This is a genomic window from Nocardioides sp. NPDC127503, from assembly GCF_040302165.1.
Taxonomy (GTDB): Bacteria; Actinomycetota; Actinomycetes; order Propionibacteriales; family Nocardioidaceae; genus Nocardioides.
This window is the reverse complement of the sequence record NZ_JBEORH010000001.1, coordinates 797,892-808,503: the sequence shown is the minus strand read 5'-3', so window position 1 is coordinate 808,503 and position 10,612 is coordinate 797,892. Positions and strand designations below refer to the sequence as shown.

At 70.1% G+C, this 10,612-nt stretch carries 10 protein-coding genes; 5 read left to right on the top strand and 5 right to left on the bottom strand.

Annotation, left to right across the window (positions count from 1 at the left end):
• Positions 1-161: 161 nt before the first annotated feature.
• The 4 genes from ABTW65_RS03960 to ABTW65_RS03945 all read right to left on the bottom strand — a co-directional run bounded on the left by ABTW65_RS03960 (position 162) and on the right by ABTW65_RS03945 (position 4,590).
• Positions 162-887 (bottom strand): TetR/AcrR family transcriptional regulator, encoded by a 726-nt coding sequence (locus ABTW65_RS03960; RefSeq protein WP_350658615.1) that lies wholly within the window; start codon positions 885-887, stop codon positions 162-164.
• Between the two features lie 62 nt (positions 888-949).
• Positions 950-2,401 carry a glycerophosphodiester phosphodiesterase gene (locus tag ABTW65_RS03955; RefSeq protein ID WP_350658614.1) on the bottom strand — a complete coding sequence of 484 codons (1,452 nt, stop codon included), beginning with the start codon at positions 2,399-2,401 and terminating at the stop codon, positions 950-952.
• Positions 2,402-2,457: 56 nt separating this feature from the next.
• Positions 2,458-3,978: an ATP-dependent DNA ligase gene (locus ABTW65_RS03950; RefSeq protein WP_502890538.1), complete on the bottom strand. Its 1,521-nt coding sequence runs from the start codon at positions 3,976-3,978 to the stop codon at positions 2,458-2,460.
• Positions 3,979-4,005: 27 nt separating this feature from the next.
• The gene (locus ABTW65_RS03945; RefSeq protein WP_350658613.1) at positions 4,006-4,590 is read right to left on the bottom strand and encodes a TIGR03086 family metal-binding protein; all 585 of its coding nucleotides are present in this window, start codon (positions 4,588-4,590) and stop codon (positions 4,006-4,008) included.
• A gap of 52 nt (positions 4,591-4,642) precedes the next feature.
• Here ABTW65_RS03945 and ABTW65_RS03940 point away from each other — a divergent pair, with 52 nt between their 5' ends.
• Genes ABTW65_RS03940 through ABTW65_RS03930 form a run of 3 tightly spaced genes read left to right on the top strand, consistent with a single transcriptional unit; the run spans position 4,643 to position 7,374 of the window.
• Positions 4,643-5,059: a MarR family winged helix-turn-helix transcriptional regulator gene (locus ABTW65_RS03940; protein ID WP_350658612.1), complete on the top strand. Its 417-nt coding sequence runs from the start codon at positions 4,643-4,645 to the stop codon at positions 5,057-5,059.
• A gap of 24 nt (positions 5,060-5,083) precedes the next feature.
• The gene (locus ABTW65_RS03935; RefSeq protein ID WP_350658611.1) at positions 5,084-6,472 is read left to right on the top strand and encodes a serine hydrolase domain-containing protein; all 1,389 of its coding nucleotides are present in this window, start codon (positions 5,084-5,086) and stop codon (positions 6,470-6,472) included.
• Entirely contained in the window at positions 6,469-7,374 is a 906-nt protein-coding gene (locus ABTW65_RS03930) for a DNA-3-methyladenine glycosylase family protein (protein WP_350658609.1), read from the top strand. The genes ABTW65_RS03935 and ABTW65_RS03930 overlap by 4 nt, the downstream gene beginning before the upstream one ends.
• A gap of 24 nt (positions 7,375-7,398) precedes the next feature.
• Here the strand turns inward: ABTW65_RS03930 and ABTW65_RS03925 are convergent, their stop codons facing one another.
• The gene (locus tag ABTW65_RS03925; protein ID WP_350658608.1) at positions 7,399-8,649 is read right to left on the bottom strand and encodes a phospholipase D-like domain-containing protein; all 1,251 of its coding nucleotides are present in this window, start codon (positions 8,647-8,649) and stop codon (positions 7,399-7,401) included.
• A gap of 334 nt (positions 8,650-8,983) precedes the next feature.
• Here ABTW65_RS03925 and ABTW65_RS03920 point away from each other — a divergent pair, with 334 nt between their 5' ends.
• Together ABTW65_RS03920 and ABTW65_RS03915 are read left to right on the top strand one after the other, a co-directional pair.
• A complete protein-coding gene (locus tag ABTW65_RS03920; RefSeq protein WP_091041520.1) occupies positions 8,984-9,757 on the top strand; it encodes an MlaE family ABC transporter permease in 774 nt (257 codons plus the stop codon).
• Positions 9,758-9,764: 7 nt separating this feature from the next.
• Positions 9,765-10,607 carry an MlaE family ABC transporter permease gene (locus ABTW65_RS03915; protein ID WP_350658607.1) on the top strand — a complete coding sequence of 281 codons (843 nt, stop codon included), beginning with the start codon at positions 9,765-9,767 and terminating at the stop codon, positions 10,605-10,607.
• Positions 10,608-10,612 lie beyond the last annotated feature (5 nt).

The following is a 10,612-nucleotide window of genomic DNA, read 5'->3' as shown; positions in this document are numbered from 1 at the left end:
CGCGGGCGCCCGGGGTGTCTACCCCACATTCTAAACCCCCCCCCGCCCCAACCCCACCCCCCCGGGGCCGGCGGGGCCCCCCCCCCCCCCCCCCGCCCGACCTATGTGACGCCTCGGCCGTTGCAACTGCCGTCTCGGCCGACGTACGCGACGGCTCGGCGCTACTTGGCGGTGAGGGCCAGGGCGGAGGTGACGAGGAAGTCGCGGACCTGGTCGGGGGAGACGGAGCCGACGGTGGGTACGCCGGGGGCGGACTCGGAGACCAGGATGCCGACACGGGCGAGCTGGAGGGCGCCGAGGCCGGAGGCGTAGAGCGTGTTGGCGAGCAGGTTGGCGTCCTTGACGTGGAGTTCTCCGGTGGCGGCGCCGTCCTCGAAGACGGTGGTGAGGATGGTGAGGCAGCCGTTCATCGCCCGGCCCAGGCGGAACAGGGCGCTCTCGGAGAGCTCGTCGAGCAGGTCGGAGCCGCTGCGGCGCATCAGCGTCTGGGCGCAGTCGACGAACGCGGGATGCTCGATCCCGTAGTCGACGAAGGTGCCGACGACGTCGCGGACCACGTCGGTGGGGGCGCTGTCGCCCTCGGTCGCGGTCAGCATCCGCTCGCGGAGCTCGTCGAGATAGCCGACCAGGGTCAGCGCGAAGATCTCGTCCTTGCCGGTGAAGTGCCGGTAGACGATCGCGCGGTTGATGCCCACTGCCTTGGCGATGTCCTCGATCTGGGCGTCGCTCACCCCGCGCTCGTCGAAGAGCTTGCGGGTCGCGGCGACGATGTCTGCCTCGCGCGCACGGCGCCGGGCGGCGGCGGCCGAGCGGCGGCCATCAGCCCCGGAGCCAGAGGCCGAAGCGGAGCCCGAGGCGGAGTGGGAAGTGCTTGGTCGGCTGCTCACAAGCACACTGTACGCGGTGTGCAACTCGGAGTTGCACTGTGAGTGTCCGTCCTCACATCGGCCTAGTGGAGCAGTGCTCGCCGGGCGCCCGCGACGTCGTCGGTGGTGACGTAGTCGACCCCTGCGACCGCGGCGCGCAGCACGGACGCCGTGCCGACCGCCGGCCAGGTGCCGACCTCGGCTCCCTGGCCGCGGTAGCGGTCCACGAGGGCGGCGTCGAGCAGCCTGGTGTGGATGTGCACTTGCGTGAAGTCCTGATCGTGGAGGTCCGCGGGATCGGGCTCGTCCTTGACGGCGACCGTCTCCATGCCGGTCCTCTCGGCGCCGGGGAAGTCGAAGTGGCTCGCCTCGAAGCTCATGAAGATCGCCTTGTCGTCGTGGCCCTTCCTCGAGACCCAGTCCGGACGTAGCGAGACGACCTTGCGGTAGAGCGCGCCCATCTCGGCGGCACTCTCGCCCTTGAGCTCGACCACGAGCCGTACCCGGTGGCCGTGGAGCCGCTCCGCCGCGTCGATGGCGTCGAAGGTCTCCTCGATCGTCGGCACCCGGACGCCCCGGAACTGCGGCCCCATCCACGAGCCGGCGTCGAGCGACTGCACCTCGGCGAGGGTGAACTTCCGCGGACTCGCAGTCTTGCGCTCGGGGAAGCGGGCCTCGACGTCGGTCGTACGCCTGAAGTCGCCGTCGTGCACCAGCACCCACTCGCCGTCGGCCGTGGGCTGGAAGTCCATCTCGATGAAGTCGGCCCGCTCCCGCACCGCGCTCCGGAACGCGTCCAGGGTGTTCTCCGGATAGCTGCCCGAGTCGCCGCGCCAGGCCATCACCCCGACCGGCCTGCTGCCGAGGGCGTAGACGGCCGCCGAGGGCCCCACGAACGCCGGTGCGCCCTCGTGCGCCCGGGCGACCGTCCGGAACCGCGTCTTCGCCACCTCGCGGGTCCTGAAGACGTACGTCGCATGGCCGGTCGCGTCGGTGGTGAGGTGGGTGACGTTCGTCCATCCGTCGCCGCTGTCGCGCTGGAGGGTGAGCACCCGCCCGGGGCGGGCCGGAGCGGCGAAGAGTGTGAGCCGCACCGCGCTGCCGGCACGCACCGATCTCGCCATGCTGGTGGTGACGGCCTGCGGTTGCCCGAAGAGCGTACGCGGGTCCGTGACCCGCATCGGCCAGTCCTTGCCCTGGTGCTCGACGCCGGGGGCGAGGACTCGCCAGCGCGTCCGCCAGGACGACTGGGTCACGCCGAAGGAGTAGTGCCCGGACGTCGCGACGGTCTGCTTCTGAACGGTTAGCCAGTCGCCGTCGTGGTAGCGCTCCAGCCGGACCACCCGGCTCACGCTGGGTCCGAGCGATCCGCTCAGCGTGAACGACTCACCCAGGATCGGCCGGGAGACGCTGGCGCTCGGTGCGGCGACCGAGAGGTCGGCCGAGGCGGGGGCCGGGTTGACGGCAGTGGGCCCCAGGATCATCGTCAGTGTCGCGAGAATCGCGAGCAGGCGGGCATAGGCGTGTGGGGGCACGCGGAGTGAGGTTAAAGGATCGGTCGGGGCCACCTGCACCCGGTATCCCGATCAGGTCACTGAAGATACATTCTGACGGTATCGATCGTGTCCGCCTCCGCCGGCGTCTTGTCGTCGCGGTAGCGCACGACCCGGGCGAACCGCAGCGCGACGCCGCCCGGGTAGCGCGTCGAGCGCTGCACCCCGTCGAAGGCGATCTCGACCACCTGCTCGGGGCGGACCTTCACCTGCCAGTCGTCGGTGCCTCCGACGGCGAGCTCGGTGAAGCGCTCCGTCTGCCACGCCAGCATCTGGTCGGTCATGCCCTTGAACGTCTTGCCGATCATCACGAGCTCGCCGTCGGCGCCCCGGGCGCCGAGGTGGATGTTGGAGAGCCAGCCCTTGCGGCGCCCCGAGCCCCACTCGATGCCGATGACGACCAGATCGAGGGTGTGGACGGGCTTTACCTTGATCCAGCCCGAGCCACGCCGCCCCGCCTCCCAGGGCAGGCCGACGCCCTTGACGACGACGCCCTCGTGGCCGGCGGAGAGCACGTCGGTGGCGAACCGCTCCGCCTCCTCGGCGTCCACGGTGACCAGCCGCGGCGCCCGATGCCGCTCGGGGACGATCCGGTCGAGCTCGGTGAGGCGCTGGTCGAGCGCGAGGTCGATGAGGTCGCGGCCGTCGACGTGGAGGATGTCGAAGAAGTACGGCGCGACGACCGTGTCGGCGGCCGATCGGGTCGCGGTGCGCGAGGCGGTCTCCTGGAACGGCCGTGGCCGCCCGTCGGGGCCGAGAGTCATGGCCTCGCCGTCCAGCACGAGCGTGTCGGCCGGGAAGGAGGCGACGATCTCCGCCACCTCGGGCAGACGCGCAGTGATGTCCTCCAGGGTGCGGGTCGCGATGCGTACCTCCGAGCCCGACTTGTGGGCCTGGATCCTGATCCCGTCGAGCTTGGTGTCGACCACGACCGCCTCGCCGAGCTTGGCCATGGCCTCCTCGACCGATCCAGCTGACGAGGCGAGCATCGGCAGCGCGGGCCGCCCCACGACCAGGCCGACCTTGGCGAGTGCCTCCTCGCCGTCGAAGGCGAGCCCGGCGACCACCACGGTCGAGCCGGCCAGCATCGCGGCGCGGCGTACGGCGGGCAACGGCACCTCGGCGGCCACGGCGATCGCCTCCTGCACCAGCGAGTCGAGCGCCCCTTGGCGTACCTCGCCGGTGACCACGCCTCGCAGCCACACCTGCTCCGCAGTGGTCGCCGCGCCGAAGAGCGTTTCGGCCTCGGCTGCACGGGCGACCTGCGAGCCCGAGCCCGCGAGCAGCGACATCCGCTCGAACGCCTCGTGCACGTCGCTCACCGTGAGCGACGCCTCGGCCGCGGGCGAGGGGAGTGCGGTGAGCGAGCGCCACCCCAGCCCCGTACGCCGCTGCAGCAGCGTGCCGGCGAGATAGGCGGTCACCATCGGCAGCTCGTTGCGTGTGGCCGCGCCGAGGCATTCGGCCAGCGCGGCGACCTTCGCCTTCCGTGACCGGGTCGCGGCGACGGCGTTCGAGGTGGAGACGATGTCGGCGAGCAGCATGTCTCCAGTGAACATCAAGCCACCGACACTTTCCCAGGAAACCTAGGCGGCCGCCGGCTGGCCCGGATCGCGGCCCAGGAGGCGCAGCGCGTCGCCCCAAGGGTCCTGGCCACCCTCGGCGAGCGGTGCGGCGAACACCGGCGTCCCGCCCGGGCTCGCGGCGATCTGCCGGGCCAGGTCGAGGACGAAGCCGGCGGTGGCCTCGGCCGGCCGGTATGTCTGCCCGAGCGCCGTCGCGACGTCCCAGGCGTGCACGGCGGCGTCGAGCAGCTGCATGCCCAGCGCGACCGCGACGGTCGGGCGGAAGCCGAACTCGGCGAGATGGACGGTCGCCTCCGCGTCGGCGGCGCCGAACGCGTCCCGAACCCGGGCGGCCGACTCCTGCCACCTCCGGGCGACGTCGTCGCTCGAGACCGGAACGGACTCGTACGCAGCCACCGGCGCGTCGCCGTCGGCCACCGCAGCGGCGAAGCCGAGGTTCTGCCCGACCATGTGGCCGAACAGGTCGGCGAGATCCCAGCCGGCGCACCGGGTCGAAACGGTCAGATCGCCGGCTCCGGAAGCGAGCACGGTGGTGTCGTCGAGGGCGCGGTCGTAGGCGGTGAGCATCTCTTCAAAAGTAAGCATACGTAGATCGTAAGCATGCGTAGACGATATGTCGAGCGGTTAGGATTCTGCGGTGGATCGACCCGAGCTCGGCTTCCTGCTGTCCCGTCTGATGCGCGAGGTGATGGCCCGCGAGAAGCCGATCCTCGACGCCGCCGGACTGGAGATGTGGGACTACGCGGTGCTGAGCGCGCTGGCCGAGTCGGACGCGCCCACGCAGGCGCAGCTCGCCACCACGACGGGCCGCGACAAGACCCGCCTGATCGGCAACCTTGACCGCCTCGAGGCCCAGGGCATGGTCGAGCGCGAGCCCGATCCGGCCGACCGCCGGAACCGGATCGTCTCCCTGACCCCTGCCGGATCTCGGGTCCTCCGCAGCTGCCGCGACGCCATCGGGGCCATGGAGACCGAGCTGCTGGCCGATCTCGACCCGGCCGACCGGGCCGCGTTCGAGCGCGCACTGACCGCCCTTGCCGACGCCGAGCGCTGAGCAGCGCCCGCCTATCCTCGCCCCATGTCGCTTGCCGCCGCCCGCTCCTGGATCGAGTCCGAGCTGCCCACCCTGATGGCACGTCGTCGAGTGCCGGCGGCGGCCGTCGGAGTGCTCCAGGACGGCCAGGTCATCGACCACGCCGACGGCATCCTCAACCTCGACACCGGTGTGGAGGCGACCACCGACTCGCTGTTCCAGGTCGGCTCGATCACCAAGCTGTGGACCGCCGACCTGGTGATGCAGCTCGTCGACGAGGGCAGGGTCGGCCTCGACGACCAGATCAGGCGCCACCTGCCGGGGTTCGCCGTGGCCGACGAGGAGGCGGCCGCGAGCATCACGGTCCGTCAGCTGCTCTCCCACACGGCCGGCTTCGAGGGCGACATCTTCACCGACCACGGGCCGGGCGACGACGCGGTCGAGCGGTTCGTAGCCTCGATGGGCGACCTGCCGCAGATCTTCGCCCCGGGGGAGCGGTTCTCCTACTCCAACGCCGGCTTCGCCGTGCTCGGGCGCCTGGTGGAGGTGCTGCGCGGCACCACCTGGGACCGGGCGCTCCAGGAGCGCCTCGCCGCCCCGATGGGACTCACCCACATCGCCACCACGGCCTACGACGCGATCAGGTTCCGCGCCGCGATGGGCCACATCGACCCCGCTCCCGACCATGTCCTGCGTCCGGGTCCGGCGTGGGGGATGGCGCGGGCCAGCGGCCCGGTCGGCGCGATGCTGTCGATGCGCGTACGCGATCTGCTCGGCTTCGCCGCCATGCATCTCGCCGGCGGGGCGGTCCCTGACGGCACCCGCGTCGTCTCGGCGGCCTCCTGCGCCGAGGTGCTCACCAAGCAGGTCGACCATCCCGCATCTACCCGGTCCGACGCACGCGGCCTGGGCTGGTCCCTCGACGACATCGGCCAGGGCATCGTCGGCCACGACGGCCAGACGATCGGGCAGTCGGCGTTCTTCAGGATGGTGCCCGAGCACGGCCTGGCGGTCGCGCTGCTCACCAACGGCGGCGACACCTACGGGCTCTACCACGACGTCGTCGGCCACCTCCTCGACGAGATCGCGGGCGTACGGATCGCGCCCGACCCGCTGCCACCTCACCAGCCGCCGGCCGGCTTCGATGCCGATCGGCTCGTCGGCACCTACCGCGCCCGCATCGTCGACTGGACGCTGCGCCAGGCGCCCGACGGCCGGCTGTGGGCCGAGGAGATCCCCGGTCCCGAGGGTGCCGCCATCGGCGACGAGCCGCGGAGCTACGAGGTCCTCCCGTACGTCACCGACCAGGTCGTCACCGCCGACGCCCTCCACGGCGCGCACCATGTCTTCGGCTTCACCGGCCGCGACTCGTCCGGCCGTGCGACCCATCTGACCACCAGCCGGGTCTTCCCGCGGGCTAACCTCGAGGCATGAGCCAGCAGCGGACGGTGCGCCCGGGCTACGCCGTCGGCCTCGCCTCGATGCTGCGGCCGCTTCGGCGTGGGCTGGGCGACCCGACGTACAAGATCCTCGGCGAGGACCACTGGCGAGCCATCCGTACGCCACAGGGACCCGCCACGCTCAGGCTGCGCCAGCGCGACGCCGAGGTGGAGTCCGAGGCATGGGGCGAGGGCGCGGAGTGGGCGCTGGGGCACGTGCCCGGGCTGCTGGGAGCGGGCGACAGCCCCGATGAGTTCCACACCGACGACTCGCTGCTCGCGGGACTGCTGGAGCGCTTCGAGGTGCCGCGGTTCGGGCGTACGGGACTGGTGATGGAGGCGCTGGTGCCCTCGATCATCGAGCAGAAGGTGACCAACAACGAGGCGTTCCGCGGCTTCGGCAACCTGGTCAGGCGCTTCGGTGAGGTCGCTCCCGGGCCGGGCGCCGATCACGGGCTGCGCCTGCAGCCGACACCCGAGACGCTCCGGACGATCCCGAGCTGGGACTGGCTGCGCCTGCCGGTCGACCCGGCCCGCTCCAAGGCCGTTCTCCAGGCCGCCCGGGTCGCGACGGCGGTCGAGCGCACCGCCGGCCTCCCGGGTGAGGAGGTCGAGCGGCGGCTCACCACCATCCCGGGCATCGGGGAGTGGACCGTCGCCGAGGTCCGGCAGCGGGCGCTCGGCGACCCCGACGCCGTCAGCTTCGGTGACTACCACCTCGCCAAGGACGTCGGCTGGGCGCTGACCAACCAGGCCTGGGACGACGACCGGCTCCGCGACTACCTGGAGCGGTTCCGCCCGCATCGTGCTCGCGTGGTCGCCCTCATCTACCGCGGCGCCGGAAAACGCCCCAGGCGAGGCCCGAAGATGTCGCCGCGGACACACCTGCCGAACTGATTGCCGCCGTTTTCCTGCAGACCTTCAGAGCAGCGGGCGTAGGGGAGTGAGGACCAGCTCGGTGAACTTCCGGTGGATCTCGCGGGAGGCCCACTCGTCGGCGGTCAGCTCGATCGCGTTGGACTCGTCGCGGGAGAAGATCTCCTCCATCTGCTTGGCGACGTCGCGGTCGAAGATCTCCAGGTTGATCTCGTAGTTGCCGGTCAGCGAGAGCCGGTCGATGTTGGCGGTGCCGACGGTGGACCAGAAGCCGTCGACGGTGGCGGTCTTGGCGTGGATCATCGCGTCCTTGAACCGCAGGATCCGCACTCCCGAGCCGAGCAGCTGGGAGAAGTAGCCGCGCGAGATCCAGTCGACGACGATGTGGTTCGACTTCAACGGCAGCAGGATGCGTACGTCGACCCCGCGCCGCGCCGCGGCCTTGAGCGCGTCCACGAAGTCCTCGTCGGGGACGAAGTAGGCGGTGGTCAGGTAGATGTTGCGGGAGGCCCGGTTGATCGCCTCCAGGTACATCGACCGGATCGGGAACATCCACAGCCGGGGCACGTTGCGGTGGAACCGGAGATCGGGCTCCCACGACGGCGCGGTCTCGATGAGCAGCGGACCCTCGGCGCCGGTGCTGTGGGTCAGCGGGTGCGGCCGCCGGCGGTTGAGGTTCCAGAAGTCGGCGAACGCGCGGCGCAGGTCCCACACCCCGGGTCCGGTGATGCGCACGTGCGTGTCGCGCCACTCGGTGGCGTACGCGGTCCCGATGTTGTAGCCACCGACGAAGCCGACCGTGTCGTCGACGACAAGGATCTTGCGGTGGTCGCGGCCGTAGCGGGAGAGGTCGAAGAAGCGCCACCCCGCGGCGTAGGTGGGATAGCGCAGAACGTGCATCCCCTCGGGGAAGCGCTTGAAGCGGGAGGGCACCACGAGGTTGGCGAGCTCGTCGTAGATGCAGTAGACGTCGACGCCGCGTTCGGTCGCCGAGGCCAGTGCCTGTTTGAACCGCTGGCCGACCTCGTCGCCCTTCCAGATGTACGTCTCGAGGAAGATCTGCTTCTTCGCGCCCTCGATGGCGGCGATCATGTCCTCGTAGAGGTCGTTGCCGAACGTGTAGGTGGTGACGGTGCCGTCGCCGACGCTGTTGGTCAGCGGTGGCGTCACCGGGAACGGCTTGCCCCGTCGGCCGCGCTTGCCGCGGCTGCGGTAGCCGTCGACGAGGCTCATCACGACGGCCAGCGCCACCGGCACGCCGAATACGGCGAGGAGCAGGCGGCGTAGGAACCTCATGACGCCCCCCGGCGACAGTCTCATCACAGTCCCCAATCTAACCGTCTCATCGCGGCGAGACACACCGGTGCGGACTTCTTACCCATGCCGATGGTCCCGATCAGTCCGATCACGCTCAGGACCAGCATCCGAGAACGACCTTCTCCGACCGCGGGCGCAGGGGTGGAGGATCCTGTGATCCGCGTCACCTACCGGCGAGTAAGTCGTTGGACCGGAATACCTCCCACCCTGTTCCCGGGCATGTCGCGGCGGGTCGTTGCCCTCAGAACTGAAACATGTTCTACTACAGGCTTGAAACGTGAGCCGAGTCACAAGACCACCCGAAAGGTGCAGGATGGCAGTGCAGTTCGCCTCGCTGGTCCGAGGCGTCGGCGGGATGGGCCTGATGACCGGAGAGGTCGTCAAGGGCACCTTCACAACCAAGTTCCAGATGCGGGAGTTCCTCGAGCAGGCCTGGTTCATCACCAGCGTCACGCTGCTGCCCGCGGTGCTGGTCTCGATCCCGTTCGGAGCGGTCATCTCGCTGCAGGTCGGCAACCTCGCCGGCCAGCTCGGGGCGCAGTCGTTCGCGGGAGCGACGGCGGTGCTCGCGGTGGTCAGGGAGGCGGCGCCGATGGCGGCCGCGCTGATCATCGCCGGGGCCGCCGGGTCGGCGATCTGCTCCGACATGGGATCGCGCAAGATTCGTGAGGAGATCGACGCGATGGAGGTGCTGGGCATCGACCCGGTGATCCGGCTGGTGATCCCGCGGGTGCTCGCGTGCCTCTTCGTCTCGGTGATGATCAACGGGATCGTGATCGCGACCGGGATCGGCGGCGGTTACTTCTTCACCGTGATCGTTCAGGGCGGCTCGGCCGGTGCGTTCCTGTCGAGCTTCACCGCGCTGGCGAGCCTTCCCGACCTCTACATCTCGATGGTCAAGTCGGCCCTGTTCGGGTTCCTGGCGGCGATCATCGGCGCCTACAACGGCCTCAACGCCCAGGGTGGTCCCAGCGGCGTCGGCCGAGCGGTCAACGAGGCCGTGATCATCGCGTTCATGATGCTGTTCGTCCTCAACTCCATCATGACCGCCGTCTACTTCCAGATCGTTCCTCAGGACGGGTTGTGATCCCGCGGTGACCAACACGCTCGCCCAGGTGGGCAACCAGATCGTCAAGGAGCAGCGCCATGCCGTCGAGGGCTATGGCGACCAGCTGCTCTTCTACGTCAAGGCCCTGGCCTGGGCTCCCCGCACCATCCGCCGCTACAAGCGGGAGATCCTCAACATCCTGGCCGAGGTCGCCTTCGGCGCCGGCGGCCTGACGATGATCGCCGGCACCGTCGGCGTGATCGCCTTCATGGCCTTCTTTGCCGGTTCCGAGGTCGGCATTCAGGGCTACGCCAGCCTGAGTCAGATCGGTGTCGCGAAGTTCTCCGCGTTCATCTCGGCCTTCTTCAACACCCGCGAGGTCGCCCCGCTGATCTCCGCGATCGCGCTGGCCGCGACGGTCGGCTGCGGCTACACGGCGAGGCTGGGCGCGATGCGGATCTCGGAGGAGATCGACGCGCTCGAGGCGATGGGTGTGCCGAGCCTTCCCTACCTGGTCACGACCCGGATGATCGCCGGGTTCCTGGCCGTCATCCCGCTCTACATCGTCGCCCTGTGCGCCTCCTACCTCAGCCCGCGGCTGATCACGACGCTGATGTACGGGCAGTCGGGCGGGACGTACGACCACTACTTCCTGGCGTTCCTGCCGCCGATCGACATCCTCTACAGCTTCCTCAAGCTGATCATCCTCGCCGTCGCGATCATCCTGATCCACTGCTACTACGGCTACACCGCCTCCGGCGGCCCGGCCGGGGTCGGCATCGCGGTCGGCAAGGCGATCCGTACGTCCATCGTCACCGTCGTCGTCGCGGACTTCTTCCTGAGCTTCGCGATCTGGGGTTCGACGACCACGGTCCGGATCACGGGATGAGGTGG

Bases quoted from the DNA above. Each gene is read 5' to 3' on its own strand.
- ABTW65_RS03950 (WP_502890538.1), bottom strand. From the start codon at position 3,978: ATGTTCACTGGAGACATGCTGCTCGCCGACATCGTCTCCACCTCGAAC.
- ABTW65_RS03945 (WP_350658613.1), bottom strand. From the start codon at position 4,590: ATGCTTACTTTTGAAGAGATGCTCACCGCCTACGACCGCGCCCTCGAC.
- ABTW65_RS03935 (WP_350658611.1), top strand. From the start codon at position 5,084: ATGTCGCTTGCCGCCGCCCGCTCCTGGATCGAGTCCGAGCTGCCCACC.
- ABTW65_RS03930 (WP_350658609.1), top strand. From the start codon at position 6,469: ATGAGCCAGCAGCGGACGGTGCGCCCGGGCTACGCCGTCGGCCTCGCC.
- ABTW65_RS03925 (WP_350658608.1), bottom strand. From the start codon at position 8,649: ATGAGGTTCCTACGCCGCCTGCTCCTCGCCGTATTCGGCGTGCCGGTG.
- ABTW65_RS03920 (WP_091041520.1), top strand. From the start codon at position 8,984: ATGGCAGTGCAGTTCGCCTCGCTGGTCCGAGGCGTCGGCGGGATGGGC.